General features: G+C 76.4%; 15 protein-coding genes and 1 pseudogene. 7 read left to right on the forward strand and 9 right to left on the reverse strand.

The annotated features are described in order from the left end of the window. Window positions 1–9 precede the first annotated feature (9 nt). Complete coding sequence (locus ACYVOF_RS12880; RefSeq protein ID WP_460867063.1) at window positions 10–1,092, reverse strand: Rv2578c family radical SAM protein; 1,083 nt, start codon at window positions 1,090–1,092, stop codon at window positions 10–12. Between the two features lie 224 nt (window positions 1,093–1,316). Here ACYVOF_RS12880 and ACYVOF_RS12885 point away from each other — a divergent pair, with 224 nt between their 5' ends. Next, window positions 1,317–3,407 carry a putative bifunctional diguanylate cyclase/phosphodiesterase gene (locus ACYVOF_RS12885; protein ID WP_460867065.1) on the forward strand — a complete coding sequence of 697 codons (2,091 nt, stop codon included), beginning with the start codon at window positions 1,317–1,319 and terminating at the stop codon, window positions 3,405–3,407. A 23-nt stretch (window positions 3,408–3,430) separates the two neighbouring features. On the opposite strand, the pseudogene ACYVOF_RS12890 reads toward ACYVOF_RS12885, so the two are convergent. After that, window positions 3,431–4,045, reverse strand: a pseudogene (locus ACYVOF_RS12890) (alpha-ketoglutarate-dependent dioxygenase AlkB); the annotation flags it as partial. A gap of 10 nt (window positions 4,046–4,055) precedes the next feature. Continuing rightward, window positions 4,056–4,556: a DnaJ family domain-containing protein gene (locus ACYVOF_RS12895; RefSeq protein ID WP_460867067.1), complete on the reverse strand. Its 501-nt coding sequence runs from the start codon at window positions 4,554–4,556 to the stop codon at window positions 4,056–4,058. Window positions 4,557–4,776: 220 nt separating this feature from the next. Between ACYVOF_RS12895 and ACYVOF_RS12900 the strand changes: the two genes are divergently transcribed. Genes ACYVOF_RS12900 through wecB form a run of 5 tightly spaced genes read left to right on the forward strand, consistent with a single transcriptional unit; the run spans window position 4,777 to window position 9,119 of the window. Then, window positions 4,777–4,932, forward strand: coding sequence for a hypothetical protein (locus ACYVOF_RS12900; protein WP_460867069.1), 156 nt, complete (start codon window positions 4,777–4,779; stop codon window positions 4,930–4,932). 2 nt (window positions 4,933–4,934) lie between these two features. Continuing rightward, window positions 4,935–5,495: a hypothetical protein gene (locus ACYVOF_RS12905; RefSeq protein WP_460867070.1), complete on the forward strand. Its 561-nt coding sequence runs from the start codon at window positions 4,935–4,937 to the stop codon at window positions 5,493–5,495. Continuing rightward, the gene (locus ACYVOF_RS12910) at window positions 5,492–7,051 is read left to right on the forward strand and encodes a glycosyltransferase family 2 protein (RefSeq protein WP_460867072.1); all 1,560 of its coding nucleotides are present in this window, start codon (window positions 5,492–5,494) and stop codon (window positions 7,049–7,051) included. Before ACYVOF_RS12905 ends, ACYVOF_RS12910 begins: the two co-directional genes overlap by 4 nt. Continuing rightward, on the forward strand, window positions 7,048–7,923 hold the full coding sequence (locus ACYVOF_RS12915) for a hypothetical protein (RefSeq protein WP_460867074.1): 876 nt from the start codon (window positions 7,048–7,050) through the stop codon (window positions 7,921–7,923). Before ACYVOF_RS12910 ends, ACYVOF_RS12915 begins: the two co-directional genes overlap by 4 nt. A 5-nt stretch (window positions 7,924–7,928) precedes the next feature. Then, entirely contained in the window at window positions 7,929–9,119 is a 1,191-nt protein-coding gene (gene wecB / locus ACYVOF_RS12920; protein WP_460867076.1) for a non-hydrolyzing UDP-N-acetylglucosamine 2-epimerase, read from the forward strand. Window positions 9,120–9,127: 8 nt separating this feature from the next. Here wecB and ACYVOF_RS12925 read toward each other — a convergent pair whose 3' ends face one another. Genes ACYVOF_RS12925 through ACYVOF_RS12935 form a run of 3 tightly spaced genes read right to left on the reverse strand, consistent with a single transcriptional unit; the run spans window position 9,128 to window position 11,719 of the window. Further along, window positions 9,128–9,772, reverse strand: a complete 645-nt coding sequence (locus tag ACYVOF_RS12925; protein ID WP_460867078.1) for a hypothetical protein — start codon at window positions 9,770–9,772, stop codon at window positions 9,128–9,130. Further along, window positions 9,765–11,027: a histidine--tRNA ligase gene (gene hisS, locus ACYVOF_RS12930; protein WP_460867079.1), complete on the reverse strand. Its 1,263-nt coding sequence runs from the start codon at window positions 11,025–11,027 to the stop codon at window positions 9,765–9,767. Before hisS ends, ACYVOF_RS12925 begins: the two co-directional genes overlap by 8 nt. Next, on the reverse strand, window positions 11,027–11,719 hold the full coding sequence (locus ACYVOF_RS12935) for an MBL fold metallo-hydrolase (protein WP_460867081.1): 693 nt from the start codon (window positions 11,717–11,719) through the stop codon (window positions 11,027–11,029). Before ACYVOF_RS12935 ends, hisS begins: the two co-directional genes overlap by 1 nt. 135 nt (window positions 11,720–11,854) lie before the next feature. Between ACYVOF_RS12935 and ACYVOF_RS12940 the strand changes: the two genes are divergently transcribed. After that, the gene (locus tag ACYVOF_RS12940; protein WP_460867083.1) at window positions 11,855–12,640 is read left to right on the forward strand and encodes a peptidylprolyl isomerase; all 786 of its coding nucleotides are present in this window, start codon (window positions 11,855–11,857) and stop codon (window positions 12,638–12,640) included. A gap of 176 nt (window positions 12,641–12,816) precedes the next feature. Here the strand turns inward: ACYVOF_RS12940 and ACYVOF_RS12945 are convergent, their stop codons facing one another. From ACYVOF_RS12945 to ACYVOF_RS12955, 3 genes are all read right to left on the reverse strand, one after another. Then, window positions 12,817–15,183: a RelA/SpoT family protein gene (locus ACYVOF_RS12945; protein ID WP_460867084.1), complete on the reverse strand. Its 2,367-nt coding sequence runs from the start codon at window positions 15,181–15,183 to the stop codon at window positions 12,817–12,819. Window positions 15,184–15,235: 52 nt separating this feature from the next. Further along, complete coding sequence (locus ACYVOF_RS12950; protein ID WP_460867086.1) at window positions 15,236–15,793, reverse strand: adenine phosphoribosyltransferase; 558 nt, start codon at window positions 15,791–15,793, stop codon at window positions 15,236–15,238. Then, window positions 15,790–17,582, reverse strand: a 1,793-nt coding sequence (locus ACYVOF_RS12955) for an ABC transporter substrate-binding protein (RefSeq protein ID WP_460867087.1), incomplete at its 5' end; no start/stop codon positions are given. The genes ACYVOF_RS12955 and ACYVOF_RS12950, both read right to left, overlap by 4 nt.

Genomic DNA, 17,582 nt, shown 5'->3' on the forward strand with positions numbered 1-17,582 from the left:
GCCGACAGGTCAGAGCAGGCTGAGCTGTTCCTCCTGCGGCGGCGGGCCGGCCCCGGTCGACGGGCGGGAGGCCTGCGGCAGGGCACCCGCCGGGAAGTCGGCGTCGTCCTCCCCCGGGGTCGCCCCGGGCTCGCGGGTCCGCCCGGTGGTGAGGCCGTGGCGGGCGACGAGACGCTGCCAGCGGCGGGCCAGCACGGCGCGGTAGCCGCGGTCGGCGTAGGCGCCGCCCGCGTAGAGCTGGGCGTAGCGCTCGACGAGGTCGGGCCGCGTGCGGCTGAGCCAGCCCAGGAACCAGTCCCGCGTGCCCGGGCGCAGGTGCAGCACCACCGAGCTGACCCCGGTGGCGCCCGCGGCGGCCACCTCGCCGAGCAGTGCGTCGAGCTGCTCGACCGAGTCGGTCAGGTGGGGCAGCACGGGCGCGACGAACACCCCGCACGGCAGACCGGCCGCACGGACCTCGCGCACGAGCTGCAGGCGGGCCCGCGGCGTCGGCGTGCCCGGCTCCAGGGTCGCGTGCAGGTCGGGGTCGAGCAGGGCGAGCGAGACCCCGATGCCGACGGGCACGTCCTGCGCCGCCCGCGCGAGCAGCGGCAGGTCCCGGCGCAGCAGCGTGCCCTTGGTCAGCACCGAGAACGGCGTGCCGGAGCGGTGCAGCGCGTCGAGGATGCCCGGCATCAGCCGGTAGCGGCCCTCCGCGCGCTGGTAGGGGTCGGTGTTGGTGCCCATCGCGACGTGCTCGCGCGCCCACCCCGACCGGGCGACCTCGCGGGCGAGGACCTCCGCCGCGTTCACCTTGACCACGACCTCGGCGTCGAAGTCCCGTCCCGTGTCCAGCTCGAGGTAGGCGTGGGTGCCGCGGGCGAAGCAGTAGGTGCACGCGTGGCTGCAGCCGCGGTAGGGGTTCACGGTCCAGCCGAACGGCATCGTCGAGCCACCCGGCACCCGGTTGAGCAGGGAGCGGGCGGCCACCTCGTGGAACCGGACCCCGGCGAACTCCGGCGAGGTGACGGTGCGCAACGAGCCCGGCATGCCCGGCAGCACGGCCGTGCCCACGACCTCCCCGGCCACCGCCCGTTGCGCGTCCCACCTCACGGGTCGATCGAACACGCGTTCGACACCGGGGTCAAGCGGGGCCGGCCCGCGGCCGTCGTGATCACCGAGCGCCACCGCGGTGCTCTTAGGGTGACGGAGCGTCACACATCATCACCCGTGTGAACCTGCTCACCACCACGGTGCGAAGACCGGACGTGGAGCAGGCACCCAGCGTGCGCACCGGACCGGGCCCCCGCGGGCCCCGGTCCGACCGTCGTGTCGTCGTGACGGTCCTCGGGACCGTCGCGGTGGTCGTCCTCGAGCTGGCCCTGCTCGTCGCCGTCTACCACCGCCCCGACGAGGTCACCGCCGAGCAGCTGCTCGCCGCGCGGGCCGTCGGGGCCGTCGCCGCGGCCCCGGGGTCCGCGGAGCGGGTGCGCACCGGCCTCGCCGACGAGCTCGCCGCGCGGGGGGCCGACCCCGCCCTCGTCGCCGGGCTGCGCTCCCCCGCCGCCGACCCCGGGCAGGCCGTCGCCGCCGCGGCCGACGAGCTCGAGCAGGCCCACCGACGGGTCGACGCGCAGTCGTCCACGGCGTTCGTGGTCCTGCTGCTCGTGGCCTCGGTCGGGTGGATGGTGTGGTTCCGCCGGGTCGTCGCCCGCCACCGCGGGATGGCCCGGGCGGTCACCGAGCAGCGGGCCACCGCGGCGGCGGAGCGGCGGCTCGCCGGGCTGGTCCGCAACTCCTCCGACCTGGTCGTGGTCTGCTCCCCCGGGTCCTCGATCAGCTGGGCCACCCCCTCCGCCGCCGCGGTCCTGGGCCGGGACCCGGCCACGCTGGTCGGGACCCGGTTCACCGACCTCGTGCACCCCGACGACCGCGCGGACGCCGCGCACCTGCTGGCCACGGACGGGGGTGAGCACGTCGACCTGCGGCTGCGGCTGCTGCGCCACGACGGCCGGGCCATCCACGTCGAGGGCACCGTCGCGGGGCTGCTAGACGGTGACGACGACGAGCTCGTCGTCACGGTGCGCGACATCAGCGAGCGGGCCGTCCTCGAGCAGCGGCTGACCCACGACGCGTCCCACGACCACCTCACGGGCCTGGCCAACCGCCGCCGCCTGCTCGAGAGGCTGGACCACGTGCTCACGCGGGCCGGCCCCGGGGCGCCCGGGGCGGTGCTGCTGTTCTGCGACCTCGACGGCTTCACCGAGGTCAACGACCGCTGGGGTCACCGGGTCGGCGACCTCGTCCTCGTCGAGGTCGGCCGCCGCCTCAGCACCACGGTGCGTGCGGCCGACACCGTCGCCCGGCTGGGCGGTGACGAGTTCGCCGTCCTCGTCGAGCACGCCGGGCCGACCGGGGCGCAGGGCACCGCCGAGCGCGTGCTGGCCGAGCTCGGTCGCGACGTCGTGGTCGACGGGGTGGCGCTGCGGGTGGCGGCGAGCATCGGCACCGCACCGGGGACACCCGGGGTGCACACGCCGGAAGACCTGCTGCGCAACGCCGACGCGGCGATGTACCTGGCCAAGCAGCGCGGCGGTGCCCAGGTGGCGGCCTACGAGCCCGAGCTGCACGACGCGGCCCGGCGGCGGGCGGCGCTGCGTGACGACCTGGAGGTCGCGCTCACCGACGGTGGGCTGCGGCTGCAGTACCAGCCGACGGTCGACCTGCGGGACGGACGGGTGGTCGGGTTCGAGGCCCTGGTCCGGTGGCAGCACCCCGCGCTGGGCCTGCTGGCGCCGGCGGCGTTCGTGCCGCTGGCCGAGGAGACCGGCCTGGTGGTGCGCCTCGGTCGCTGGGTGCTCGCGGAGGCGTGCCGGGCGGCGGTGCAGGTGGGGGCGCCGGAGGTCGCGGTCAACGTCGCCCCCCAGCAGCTGGCGTGCGACGGGTTCCCCGCCGAGGTGGGTGCGGTGCTGGCCGTGACGGGGCTGGCCCCCGAGCGCCTCGTCCTCGAGATCACCGAGCGCGTCGCACTCGACGACGTCGAGCTCGCCGCCACCCGGCTGCAGGCCCTGCGGGCGCTCGGGGTGCGCATCGCGATCGACGACTTCGGCACCGGGTACAGCTCGTTGTCCTACCTCGACCGGCTCCCGCTCGACGTGCTCAAGCTCGACAAGTCCTTCGTCGACGGCGTCACCGCGGGGGGCCGCACCGCGACGGTGGCGTCGACGATCCTGGCCATGGGCCGCAGCATGGGGCTGCGGACGGTGGCCGAGGGGGTCGAGGGCGTCGAGCAGTCCCGGTGGCTCGCCGCGAACGGGTGCGACCGCGGGCAGGGCTACCTGTGGTCGCGGCCGCTGGACCTCGCCGACGCGGCGGCGCTGCTGGACCCCTCGACCGCGGTCGACGACGCCGTCCGCGTCCCCGGCTGAGCCACCGCTACCGGCATGGCCCAGCTGCGCAGCTGCACGCTGACCCGGGGCCCGACCACCCGGGAGCTGCGGGGGACGGCGTGCTGCCAGGTGCGCTGGAAGGACCCGCCCATGACCAGCAGGTCACCGTGACCGAGCTGCAGCCGACGGACCGGGCCCGAGCCGTCCCCCGGCCGCAGGGCCAGCGTCCTCGGGCACCCCAGGGAGAGGATCGCGACCAGGGCGTCGGGCGCACCCGGCTCGCGCGCCACCCGGTCGGCGTGCCAGGCGACTGCATCCGTCCCGTCCCGGTACAGGTTGAGCCCGGCGGTGAGGAACGGCCCCTGCTCGCCGTAGTGCCGGTCCAGCCGGCCGCGCACCTGCTCGAGCACCGGGTGCGGCAGCGGCTCCCCCACCCCGACGAACGCCGTCAGCCGCGGCACGTCGACCTCGCGCTCGTACATGCGGCGCCGCGTCGACCGCCACGCGACGGTGCGCAGCAGCGCCTCGTGCACCTCCTGGGCCCCGGTGAGCCAACCGGGCGCCAGGTCGACCCACGCCCCGCCACCCAGCTCGGTGCGGCGCAGCGCCGACGGGTCCCCCGCCGCGGGTGCGGCGCCCGGGAGGTCGAGCAGCGAGCCCTGGCCGGTGTCGAACACGCGTTCGACCCTAGTCCTCCCGCGGGCGCCGCCGCCACCACGCCCGACGGGTCCGGGCGGGGGGTGGCGCTGGCGGCGCCGGGCGGGGTGCCGGGGTGGGCCGGTCCGCCCGCCAGCGCGCCACCGCGGCGTCGGCGTCCACGGGCGCCAGCCGCACCGGAGGGCCCTGCGGGGTGCGCAGCCAGGCGACCACCCGGCGGTTGAGGGCGGCCACCTCCGCACGCACCTCGGCCTCGCTGCGCAGCTCGGCCAGGGTCTGCGGCAGCCGGTCGAGCTCCTTGCGCAGCCGGACGGACTCGGGCAGCAGCGCGTCGGCGGAGAGCCCCTCACGCTCGACGAGCCCGCGCACCCAGGTGTCGTGGTCGACCCGCGGTGGGATGGGGCGGCCGGCGCCCGGGAGGTCGTCGAACTCGCCGCGGGCCTGCGCCTCACGGATCGCCCGGTCCACGACGGAGGCGTACCGGCTGGCCGTCGGGGGCGGCAGCCGCCGCCCGGGCTCGTCCCCCACCACGTCCGTCCCCTCCCGTGCTCGCCATCCGGTTCACCCGTCGGGGCTACCGCGGGCAACGGACGCGAGCACGACAAAGGTTGTGCGAAACCGTTCTTCGGCCACAGAGAGCAATGGTCGAGGCCCGTTCCAGACACCATTCGGGTGATTACCTCGATCTTACCCAGCGTGGTCCACTCCCTCGCGCACAGCCACTCCGGGCTGGGCCGAGGGGGGTTGCCACGTGTACCGAGGACCGTTCATCGGCGGTGGCGCCGCCGGCGCGGCCGGGCTGGCGGCAACGGGGTTCGACTCCCTCGCGGTGGCCCTGGTCGGCCTCGTCCTGCTCGTCGTCGGCGTCGTCCTGGTCCGCCTCGCGCTGCTGCGCCGGAACGGCTGAGCGTGCCCAGCCACGCCGCCGCGGCGCGCCCGACGCTGCGCGGTGACCACGCCGCCGCCGAGGTCTGGCGCAGCCGGGCCCTGGCCGCGGTGCTCGCCGCCACCGCGGCCGCCCTCGTCGTCCTGGGTCCGCAGCTGCGGGTGGCCGAGGCCGGGCTGCAGACCCTGGTGCTGCGGGCGCTGGGGCAGTCCGCCCGCCACCTCGGCACGGCGTCGATCTTCACCGTCGACGGCCGGTCGACCGGCCTCAGCTTCACCCCCGGCTGCAGCGTCGGGCCGGTGCTGGCGCTGTTCCTCGGGGCCACGGCCGTGGCGGCCTTCGTGCGGCCGCTGCGCACCCGGCCGGTCGTCGTCTCGGCCCTGGTCCTCGTCGGGCTCTTCGTCGTGGTCAACCAGCTGCGCGCCGGCGTCATCGTCGCCTCGATGCGGTGGTGGGGCGTGGAGAACGGATACGACGTCAGCCACGTCTTCCTCGGCTCGATCATCAGCACCGTCGGCTTCCTGCTCGCGCTCGTCCTCGTCGTCCGGCTGCTGCTCGGCGCGGGGCCGGGGCGGCGACCATGACCCTCACGACGGTGGTCCCGGCCGTCAACGCGCTCGCGATCGTGCTGTGCGTGGGCTTCCTGGCCTACGTGGTCGCGATCCTCATGCCCTTCCTGCGCCAGCCCCCCGCGGTGCCCGGTGACGGCCGCACCCTGGAGTGGCACCTGCTCGTGCCCTGCCTCGACGAGGCCGCCGTCATCGGCCGGACCGTCGGCCGGCTGCTCGCCGCGGCCCCCACCGCCCACGTGTGGTGCATCGACGACGACTCCACCGACGCCACCCCGGACGTCCTCGCCGGGCTCGCCGCGGCCCACGACCGGGTCCACGTCGTCACCCGGCGCGCCCCCGCGGCTCGCGAGGGCAAGGGTGCGGCCCTGAACGCCGGGTGGGCGGCCGTCGTGGAGCACCACCGGCTGTTGCGCCCCGACGTCGACCCGAGCACGGTGGTCGTGGGCGTCGTCGACGCCGACGGCCGGCTCGACCCGCTCGCGCTCGACGTGCTCGCCGGGCCCACCGTCTTCGGCGACCCCACGGTCGGCGCCGCCCAGGTGCAGGTGCGGATGCTGAACCGCGGCCTGGCGCACCGGGCCGACGCGGACGACCCGGCGCCCGCCACCCGCCGCGGCCGCGCCCTGGTCGCGCTGCAGGACCTGGAGTTCCGCACCGTCATCTCGGCCATGCAGGTGCTGCGGCGTCGCCTCGGCAGCGTCGGGATGGGTGGCAACGGGCAGTTCACCCGCCTCTCCGTGCTGGACGAGATCGCGGCCGAGCACGGGGTGCCGTGGCGCGGGGCGCTGCTGGAGGACTTCGAGCTGGGTCTGCACGTGCTGCTCGCCGGGCACCGCAACCAGTACTGCGACGACACCTGGGTGGCCCAGGAGGCGCTGCCGACCGTCTCCGCCCTGGTCCGCCAGCGCACCCGCTGGGCGCAGGGCGGCATGCAGTGCGCCAAGTACCTGCCCGCGGTGCTCGGCAGCAGGCGGGTCTCCACCGCGGCCGCGCTCGAGATCGCGTACTTCCTGCTGATCCCCTGGACGCAGCTGCTGGGCTCGCTGGTCTACGCGGCCGCCCTGGGCATCATGGGCTTCTTCGCCCTCACCACCCCCGGCGGGCTCGGCGCCTGGGTCGTCGGTGGCGGCTGGGGGGTCTTCGGCCTGGCCGTGCTGTTCGGGATCGGCCCCGTCGCCCTGTGGGGCCCGGTCTACCGGCGCAGCTGCGAGCCCGGCACCACGCGCCGACGGGCGCTCGCCCTGGGGCTGCTGCACTGGCTGTACACCTACGTGCTGCTCGTGGCGGTGTGGAAGGCGCTGGTCCGCGTCCTGCGCTCCGAGCGCGGCTGGGTGAAGACGACCCGCGTGCTGCACGTCCCGTCCGCCGCCACCCCCGCAGGCGCACCCGCCGTGGCGACCGTCGGCCCCGTCGGGCCCGCCACCGTGCTGCCCGCCCCACTGACCGCGGCCGTGGTCACGGCCGCCCCGACCGCCCCCGCGGTCGTCCACCGTCCGTCGCGCCACCCGGTGCGCCGGCTCACCTACCGAGGCGTCCACCGGGCGTCGCGACCGAGGAGAACAGCATGACCCGACCCCCCGGTGGACGGCTGCGCCGCCACCTCCTGCGCTCCGGCGCGGTCACGGCCGTGCTCGCGGCCGGCGCCCTGCTCTTCGCCCCCACCGCGCTGGCGGCGACGACGTCCCAGGCGACCGCGCAGGCCCTGAACGCCACGCTGCTCGGCGGCACCCTCCTGCAGACCAAGCCGGCCTTCGCCGCCAACGACGGCACGCAGGCCACGGCGACGGCACAGTTCAACAGCCCGCTGTACCTGCTGCCCGGCCAGACCGCCCTGAACACCGGCGCGGTCTCGCAGACCGCGGTCGCCACCGCCACCGGGACGTCGGCCGCCTGCGCCGGGGTCGTCGGCTCCGGGGGTGTGCTCACGGTGGGCGACGACGGCGCCTGCACGGTGACCGGAGCCCAGGGACCGGCCCTGGTCAGCCTGGGCAACCTGCTCGGCATCGGGAACGTGTTCCTCCGGACCAACGCCCTGTACGCACAGTGCACCGCCGGGCCGTCCGGCACCGGCCCGTACACCGCGAGCTCCACCCTGGTGAACCCGAGCATCGTGGTCCGCGTCGGCGGGGTGACCCTGGCGGACGTCGCGATCCCGCTGAACGGACCGGTCAACCTCGACGTGCTCGGCGCAACGGTCGTGGCCAACGTCAACCAGACCAGCACGGCGGGCCCGCAGTCCTCCGCGACCGCGCTCACCCTGTCCCTGCTCAACGGGGGCCTGCTGAACGTGAACATCGGTCAGGTCACCTGCGGGGAGAACGTCGTCACCGCGGACATCCCCATGGTCCCGCTCAAGGGCATGGGCGTGGCCGGGGCGACCGTGCTGCTGGTCGGCGCCGGGTATCTCGGCCTGCGCCGCCGTCAGGGCGCGACGGTCTGACGCTCGTGACCTCCCCCGGGGCGGGTGCCGCCGTCGACCTCGTCGTCGTCGTCGGCACCCGCCCCGAGGCGGTCAAGGTGGCCCCGGTGGTCACCGTCCTGCGGTCCCGGGGCCTCGCCGTCCGGGTCGTCGACACCGGCCAGCAGCCGGGCCGGGTCGACGAGGCCCTCGCCCCCTTCGGTCTGGCCGCCGACCTCGACCTCGCCATCACGCGGCGTGACGGCGGGCTGGCCGAGCTCAGCGCGCTGACCCTCACCGCCGTCGACGCGCTCCTCGCCGCGGACCCGCCGGCCGCCCTGCTCGTCCAGGGGGACACCACCACCGCGCTGGCCACCGCCATGGCCGCGGCACTGCGCCGGGTGCCGGTCGTCCACCTCGAGGCCGGGCTGCGCACCGGGGACCGGGCGCACCCGTTCCCCGAGGAGATGAACCGGGTGCTGCTCGCCGGGGTGGCCGACCTGCACCTGGCCCCGACGCCGCGCGCCCGCACCGCCCTGCTCGCCGAGGGGGTCGACCCGGCGGCGGTCGTCGTCACCGGGAACACCGTGGTCGACGCGCTCGCCGCGCAGCTGCCCGCGCTGCAGCAGCGGCCCCGGCCCCCGCTCGCCGACCGACCGGCCGGCGCCCCGCTGCTGGTGGTCACGGTGCACCGCCGTGAGGCGTGGGGGGCGGGCGTGCGGGCGGTGGCCGGGGCGGTCGCGACGCTGCTCGGGGAGCACCCGGCGCTGCGGGCGGTGGTGGTGACCCACCCCAACCCGGCGGTGGCCGCCGACGTGCGCGCCGTGCTCGACGGCGTCGACCGCGCCCGGGTGGTCGACCCGCTCGCCTACGACGACATGATCACCCTGCTCGGCCACGCCGACGTGCTGCTCACCGACTCCGGCGGGCTGCAGGAGGAGGCCCCCACCCTGGGGCTGCCCACCGTCGTCGCCCGAGAGACCACGGAGCGGCCCGAGGGGGTCGCCGCCGGCTGGGCCCGGCTCGTGGGGCTCGACCCCGCCGCGGTCACCACGGCGGTCACGGCCGTCCTGGCGTCCGGGGCCCGACCGCCCGGGCCCAACCCCTACGGTGACGGCCGCGCTGCCGTCCGGGCGGCCGACGCGGTGGCGTGGCTGCTCGGCCGAGGCGGTCGGCCCGAGGACTGGCGGCCCGAGGACGGGCGCCCCGCCCCGGCCGACCTCCGTGCGGTGGGCTGACCGGGGGCTCAGGACCCGAGCTCGGCCACCTCCGCCGGGGTCAGCACCACCCGCGGCGCGCGCGGCGCCCGGGCGGCGGCGACCTCGACGGCCCGCAGCAGCGGTCGCTCGTCGGCACCGGCGTCCCGGGCCTGGGCCCGCAGCGCGGCGACGAGCACCCCGGCGACGGCGACCCCGGGCACCGCTCCCCCGGCCAGCAGCGCGTCGGCCAGCCGGCGCAGGGCGAGCGCATCCAGCTCACGAGCGCCCTGCGGCAGCACCACCGCGACGGGCACCGTGGCCAGGCCGCGCCCGGGGCCCACGACCACCGAGACGGTGCGGAACCCCCGCGGCACCACGCTGAGCACCACCTCGTCGACGTCGACGAGGTCCACCCGACGGGTCAGCAGGCCGCGCTGCACCAGCACCCGGCCCTCGAGCCAGGTGGCCCGGCGGGCGGTGGCCGTGCACCAGCCGACGACGGGGCCCACCAGCACCACCGCGGTCCCCACCGCGACCACGGCCGGGACGAGGGCGATCAGGGCCAGGGCGAGCAGCACCCCGAGCAGCGCGGCCGCGACCCCGACCGCGCGGGCCCGGCGGGCGACGAGCTCGCGGGGCAGCAGGTCCAGCGGGACCCGCAGCGATGCAGCCGGACCGGCCGGCTCAGCCACGGACGGTCGCGACCACCCGGGCCACCACGTCGTCGAGCGGCACGGGCTGCTGGTCCCCGGTGACGAGGTCCTTGACCCCGACGGTCCCCGCCTCGAGGTCGCGCTCACCGAGGACGAGGGCCAGCGACGCCCCGGAGCGGTCGGCCGCCTTCATCGCCCCCTTGAGCCCGCGCCCGCCGTAGGCGAGGTCCACCCGCACCCCGGCGGCCCGCAGCCGGCCGGCCACGACGACCAGCCGGTCCCGCGCCGCGTCGCCGAGGGGGACGCCGAACACCTCGCAGCGGGCGGGCACGTCCCCGGTCAGGCCCTCGGCGGCCATGGCCAGCACGGTCCGGTCCACGCCGAGGCCGTAGCCGATACCGGAGAGGTCTTGGCCGCCGAGCTGGGCCATGAGCCCGTCGTAGCGCCCGCCGCCGCCGATCCCCGACTGCGCCCCGAGCCCGTCGTGGACGAACTCGAAGGTGGTCTTGGTGTAGTAGTCCAGCCCGCGCACCATCCGCGGGTTGACCTGGTACGGCACCCCGAGGGCGTCGAGGTGGCGGCGCACCGCGGCGAAGTGCTCGGCCGCGGAGTCGGAGAGGTGGTCGAGCATGAGCGGGGCGTCCGCCGTCAGCTCCCGGACCTCCGGGCGCTTGTCGTCGAGCACGCGCAGCGGGTTGAGCCGAGCCCGCTCCCGGGTCGCCTCGTCGAGGTCGAGACCGGCGAGGAACTGCGTCAGCCGCTCCCGGTAGGCGGGCCGGCAGGTGTCGTCGCCCAGCGAGGTGAGCTCCAGGCGGAACCCGGTCAGCCCCAGCGCGCGGAACCCGGCGTCGGCCGTGGCGACGACCTCCGCGTCCAGCGCCGGGTCGTCGGCGCCGATGGCCTCCACCCCGACCTGCTGCAGCTGGCGGTAGCGACCGGCCTGGGGGCGCTCGTAGCGGAAGAACGGGCCCGCGTAGCGCAGCTTCACCGGCAGGGTGCCGCGGTCCAGGCCGTGCTCGATGACGGCGCGGACCACCCCGGCGGTGCCCTCCGGCCGCAGCGTGACCGAGCGGTCGCCGCGGTCGGCGAAGGTGTACATCTCCTTGCTCACCACGTCGGTCGACTCCCCCACCCCCCGGGCGAACAGGGCGGTGTCCTCGAACACGGGCAGCTCGACGTGGCTGTAGCCGGCCCGACGGGCGGCCTCGGTGAGGGTGCCGCGCACCAGCTCGAAGACGTCCGAGCCGGGCGGGACGTAGTCGGGGACCCCCTTGGGCGCCTGGAAGTCCGCCACTACAGCCCCTTGCGGGGGCCGGGGGTGAGCCCGGCGAGGAAGGGGTTGGACCCGCGCTCGCGGCCGACGGTGGTCGACGGGCCGTGCCCGGGCAGCACCACCGTGTCGTCCGGCAGGGTCAGCAGCTGGGCGCCGATCGAGGCGAGCAGCACGTCGGGGTCGCCCCCGGGCAGGTCGGAGCGACCGATCGAGCCCGCGAACAGCGTGTCCCCGGCCAGCACCACGCCCACGCTGCCCGCGTCGGTCTCCGCGGTGGTGCGGAAGAGCACCGAGCCGCGGGTGTGGCCCGGGGCGTGCGCGACGGTCAGCGAGACCCCGGCGAGGTCGAGCTCGGCGCCGTCGGTGAGCTCGCGCACCTCGCGGGGCTCGCGGAACTGCAGCTCGCCGAGCATCGCCGCCATCTGCGGGCCGACCCCGGCCATCGGGTCGGCGAGCATGAACCGGTCGTCGGGGTGGACGTAGGCGGGCACGTCGTCGCCGTCGCACACCGGCTGCACCGACCAGGTGTGGTCGAGGTGGCCGTGGGTCAGCACCACCGCCACCGGGGTCAGGCGGTGCCGGGCCAGGGTCTCGCGCAGCGGCTCCACGGCGTCCTGGCCCGGGTCGACCACCACGCAGGCGCCGCCCTCGGCGGGCGCGACCACGTAGCAGTTGGTCTGGAAGGCACCGGCGGGGAACCCGGCGACGAGCACGGTGCCTCCTGGGCGGTCGGGCGGACGGGGACACCCCAGCCTATCGGTGGGCGCCGAGGCCTCACGCCGGGTGCACGGCGTCGGCTGGCAGACTCGCCCGCGACCACCGGCGGACGACCCAGGGAGCAGCACGCGGTGCCCACCAACGAGCAGCGGCGGCAGAACGCTAGGCGCAAGCTGGAGCGCCAGCTGGAGCGGCGGGCCGAGCGGGCGCGCCGCCGCAGGCAGCTGGCCGTGACCGCGAGCGTGGTCGTGGTGGTCCTCGTCGCCGGTCTCGGGGTCGGCATCTACCTGCTGACCCGCCCGGACCCGGCGCCCGCGGCCGCGGCCCCCGCGCTGTGCACCTTCGCCCCCGACGGCTCCGAGCCCGCCAAGCCGGCCACCGCGCCGACGGACGTGAACCCCCCGACGACGGGCACGGTGCCGGCGACCATCACCACCAGCGTGGGCGTCATCCCGGTCACCCTCGACCGGGCGACCGGGCCCTGCGCGGTGGAGAGCTTCGTCTCGCTGGCCCGGCAGAGCTACTTCGACGACACCCCGTGCCACCGGCTCACCACCCAGGGCATCTTCGTGCTGCAGTGCGGCGACCCGCAGGGCACCGGCCAGGGCGGGCCCGGGTACACGATCAACGACGAGAAGCCCACGAACCTGGCCCCGGCCACCGACGGGCAGTCCGTGGTGTACCCGCGCGGCACCCTGGCCATGGCGAAGACGTCGGCCCCGAACTCCGGTGGCAGCCAGTTCTTCCTCGTCTACCAGGACTCCCCGCTGCCCCCGGACTACACGGTGTTCGGCACCATCGCCCCCGAGGGCCTGACCGTGCTCGACGACGTCGCGAAGGCCGGGGTCGCGGGCGGCGGCGCCGACGGGGCCCCCGCCACCGCGGTGCAGCTGCAGACGGTGTCCACCCAGGCCTGACCCAGGGGGTTCTCCCGCTGCACCCGGTCCTTTCCGGCACCCGCTGCACCCGATCCGGGCTGCCGCGCGGGTTCCCCCGTGCGGGGCCTGATCGGGTGCACCCTCGCCCGGACCGCGCAGATCCGGTGCAGCACGGTCCAGCCCGGGACCGGAGCGCGGGCGCGGCCCTGGCCTTCTCAGCCGGCGGAGGTCACCCGGTAGACGTCGTAGACGCCCTCGACGTTGCGGACGACCCCGAGCACGTGCCCCAGGTGTTTGGGGTCGCCCATCTCGAAGGTGAACTTGCTGACGGCCACCCGGTCCCGCGACGTCGCCACCGACGCCGAGAGGATGTTGACCTTCTCGTCGGCGAGCACCTTGGTGACGTCGGAGAGCAGCCGGTGCCGGTCGAGCGCCTCGACCTGGATCGCCACCAGGAACACCGAGGACGGCGACGGCGCCCACTGCACCTCGACGATCCGCTCGGCCTGCTCGTGCAGCGACTCGGCGTTGGTGCAGTCGGTGCGGTGCACGCTCACCCCGCCGCCGCGGGTGACGAAGCCGAGGATCTCGTCACCCGGCACCGGGGTGCAGCACTTGGCCAGCTTGGTGAGCACGCCGGTGGCCCCGGGGACCAGCACGCCGACGTCGGCCGAGCTGGGCCGGCGCGGCATCGTCGAGGGGGTGGAGCGCTCGGCCAGCTCCTCCTCGGCGTCCTCGACCCCGCCGATCTGGGCCAGCAGCCGCTGCACCACGTGCTGGGCGGAGACGTGGTTCTGCCCCACCGCGGTGTAGAGGGCGGAGACGTCGGCGTAGTGCAGCTCGTGGGCCAGGGAGGCCATGGCGTCCGCGCTGACCAGGCGCTGCAGCGGCAGCCCGCCCCGGCGCACCTCCTTGGTGATGGCGTCCTTGCCCACCTCGAGCGCCTCCTCGCGGCGCTCCTTGGCGAACCACTGCCGGATCTTGGCCTTGGCCCGCGGCGAGACGACGAAGCTCTGCCAGTCCAGCGACGGCCCGGCGGTGGGCGCCTTGGAGGTGAACACCTCGACGACCTCACCGTTGTCCAGCGCCCGCTCGAGCGCGACCAGGCGGCCGTTGACCCGGGCCCCGATGCAGCGGTGGCCGACCTCGGTGTGCACGGCGTAGGCGAAGTCCACCGGGGTGGAGCCGGCGGGCAGCGTGATGACGTCACCCTTGGGGGTGAAGACGAAGATCTCCCGCACCGCGAGGTCGTAGCGCAGCGACTCCAGGAACTCCCCCGGGTCGGCCGCCTCCCGCTGCCAGTCGAGCAGCTGGCGCATCCAGGCCATCTCGTCGACGTCGGCGGCCTGGGTGGCGGCCGAGCCGGCGCGGCCCCGCATCTCCTTGTAGCGCCAGTGCGCGGCGATGCCGAACTCCGCGGTGCGGTGCATCTCGCGGGTGCGGATCTGCACCTCCAGCGGCTTGCCCTCGGGTCCCACGACCGTGGTGTGCAGCGACTGGTACACCCCGAAGCGGGGCTGGGCGATGTAGTCCTTGAACCGCCCGGCCATGGGCTGCCACATGGAGTGCACGACCCCGACGGCGGCGTAGCAGTCGCGCACCTCGTCGCACAGCACGCGCAGCCCGACGAGGTCGTGGATGTCGTCGAAGTCGCGGCTCTTGGCGATCATCTTCTGGTAGATCGACCAGTAGTGCTTGGGCCTGCCCTCCACCGTGGCGTCGATGCGGACGGCGGCGAGGTTGTCGGCGATCTCGGTGCGCACCCGGGCCAGGTAGGTGTCGCGCGAGGGGGCCCGGTCGGCGACGAGGCGGACGATCTCGTCGTACTTCTTCGGGTGCAGGATGGCGAACGAGAGGTCTTCCAGCTCCCACTTGACCGTGGCCATCCCGAGCCGGTGGGCGAGCGGGGCGATGACCTCGAGGGTCTCGCGGGCCTTGCGCGCCTGCTTCTCCGGCGGCAGGAACCGCATGGTGCGCATGTTGTGCAGCCGGTCGGCGACCTTGATGACGAGCACCCGGGGGTCGCGCGCCATGGCGATGATCATCTTGCGGATGGTCTCGGCCTCGGCGGCCGTGCCGAGCGCGACCTTGTCCAGCTTGGTCACCCCGTCGACGAGGTGGGCGACCTCGTCACCGAAGTCGGCCCGCACCCCGTCGAGGCTGTAGCCGGTGTCCTCCACCGTGTCGTGCAGCAGGGCCGCGACCAGGGTGGTGGTGTCCATGCCTAGCTCGGCGAGGATCGTCGCCACCGCCAGCGGGTGGGTGATGTAGGGGTCCCCGGACTTGCGCAGCTGCCCCTCGTGGCGGGCCTCGGCCTCGTCGTAGGCGCGCTGCAGCTCGCCGACGTCGGCCTTGGGGTGCAGCCCGCGGTGCACGGCGACGAGCGGCTCGAGCACCGGCTTGACCGCCCCGGTGCGCTGCGCGGTGATGCGCCGGGCCAGCCGGGCGCGCACCCGGCGCGACGCCGAGGCGGTGGGTGAGGGCTCGTCCCGGGACCGGCCGGGGGCGGCGGGCGCGTCGGTGGGCTCGACCGGGTCGCCGTCCGCCGACGCGGCGTCGAGCGCGTGCGTGTCCTGGCTCACGGCGGTCCTCCTCCCGGCAGGCGCGCCCACCGCGGTGGGCAGGGCGCCGAGCCTAGTCGTGCGGCCCGACCACGCACGCCAGCGGGAATCCGGCGACGGCCTCGCGGCCCCCCAGGCCGGGCACCTCCAGGACGACCCCGAGGCCGACGACGTGCGCGCCCGCCGCGGTGAGCAGGTCGGCGGCGGCGCGCAGCGTGCCCCCGGTCGCGAGCACGTCGTCGAGGACGAGGACCCGCCGCCCCGCCAGGTCCACGCCCTCCGCGGGTACCTCCAGCGTCGCGGAGCCGTACTCGAGGTCGTAGGAGCGCGAGCGCACGGGCGGGGGCAGCTTGCCCGCCTTGCGCACCGGCAGCACCCCCAGCCCGCGCCACAGGGCGACGGCCGCGGCCAGCAGGAAGCCGCGGGCGTCGACCCCGGCGACGAGGTCGACGTCGTCGGGGCCGTGCAGCGCCGCGACGACGGCGGCGAAGGCGGGGCCGTCGGCGAAAACGGGGCTGAGGTCGGCGAAACGCACCCCCGGGGCGGGGAAGTCGTCGACGGTGCGGGTCAGCCCACGCACCAGCCGCGCCGCGGCACCGGCCCGGTCGGGGCTCACGGGGTCAGGGCTCATGGGGTCAGGGCCCAGCGGTCGACGTTCCACGCGACCCCGGCCGCGCTGGGGTTCGCGACCACGCTCGGCAGCCGGTCCAGCGCCGCGGTCACCGTGGGCACCTGGTGCAGCGGCAGCGTCGGCAGGTCGGTCCACAGCACGGTCTCCAGCTCGGTCAGCGCGGGCAGCTGCTCGCCGAGGGTCGGGGCGGTGGCGACCTGGTCGAGCAGGGTGTCCACCCGGGGGTTGGTGTACCCGCCCCAGTTGGTGGGGGCGCCCGTCCGCAGGCCTGCGGTGCCGGAGCCGGGCAGGGCTGTGCCCCCGGTGTCGACGACCACCGCGTCGGCCGTGCCCGCGGCCAGCGCCTCCGGGGTCACGTCGGGCCCGCCGACGTCGACGACGGTGAGCCCGGCCGCGCCGCAGGAGCGGGCGACGAGGGCGACCGTGCGGGCGAGCCGCTCGTCGGGCCCCCGGTAGCCGATCCGCACCGTGGCCCCGCCGAGCCCGGCGGCGTCGACGGCCGCGCGGGCGGCGGTGGGGTCGACCGCGTCGAACGGCCGGGCGGGGGCGGTGGTGGCGTCGTAGCCGAGGGTCCCGGGCAGCAGGGCGTGCGAGTCGAGCAGCGCCGCCCCGGGCGCGACCGGGCTGACGAGCTCGTCGAGCACGTCCTGGCGGGGCACGCAGGCGGCCAGGGCGCGCCGGGCCTCGCCCCGGCCCAGCACCCCGCGGGTGTCGAGCACCAGCGACTCGCGCTCCAGGGAGAGCCCGCCCGCCACGCGCAGGGTGCCCGCCGGGCTCGTCGCCGCGGCGACGGCGTCGCGGGTCGTGGGGCCGGCGGGCACGGCGAGGGCCTGCACGGCGTCGGTGCCGAGCAGCGTCTGCGGGTCGGTCGGCGAGAGGTGGACCTCCACCCGGGGCACCAGCGGGGGGTCGCCCCACCAGGCGTCGTTGCCGACGAGGGTGGCGGTGGTGCCGTCGGGCGCGACGGAGTCGAGGCGGTAGGGGCCGGCGGCGGGGAACAGCGCCGGGTCGACGGTGACCTCGCCGTCCGGCCCGACCGGGCCCGTGGGCAGGGTCCAGCCGGTGCGCCAGAAGTCGACCAGCATCGTCAGGGCGGCGGTGTCGCCCCGGGTCACGGCGCCGACGACGTCGGTCACCCCCGTGCGCGTGGCTGCGACGTGGGCGGGCAGCAGGTCGCCGGGGCCGAACAGCGTCTGCCACTGCTGGTAGGGCCGGGTGAAGCGGACGGTGGCGGTCCGCTCCCCCGCCGCGCAGTCGACGGCCTCGACGTCGGACCACCCGCTCGGGTCGGCGGCACCCGCGCCGTAGCGGCCGCTGTGCGCGGCCCAGGCCAGCACCAGGTCCTCGCACACCAGCGGGGCGCCGTCGGACCACCGCGCGGCCGGGGTGAGGGTGTAGCGCACGGAGAGGGGGTCGGTGCTCAGCAGCGTCGCCACGCCGACGTCGGTGTCCGCCACGGGCACCCCCTGCGGACCGGTCACGCTGAACCCGGGCAGCACGCGGGCGAGCGCCGCGCGGGCGTCACCCCGTGCGACGGCGTCGGTGGTGGCGGTGTTGTAGCTGGTCAGCCGGCCGGGCACGGCCACGCCGAGGAACGGGCCCGCGTCGTCGGCGGGCTCACCGCCGGGCAGCGGGGCGCACGCGGCGGCGAGCACCGCCAGCAGCACCCCGGCCACGACGGCCCGCAGGCCCCTGGTCCGCACCGGGGTCAGCGGCCGCGCTTGCCGCTGGGCCGTCCGCCCGGGCGCGAGGGCCGGCTGCGGGCGCCCGTGGGCCGGGCCCCCGGCCG

This window comes from Rhodococcus aerolatus, assembly GCF_054783215.1.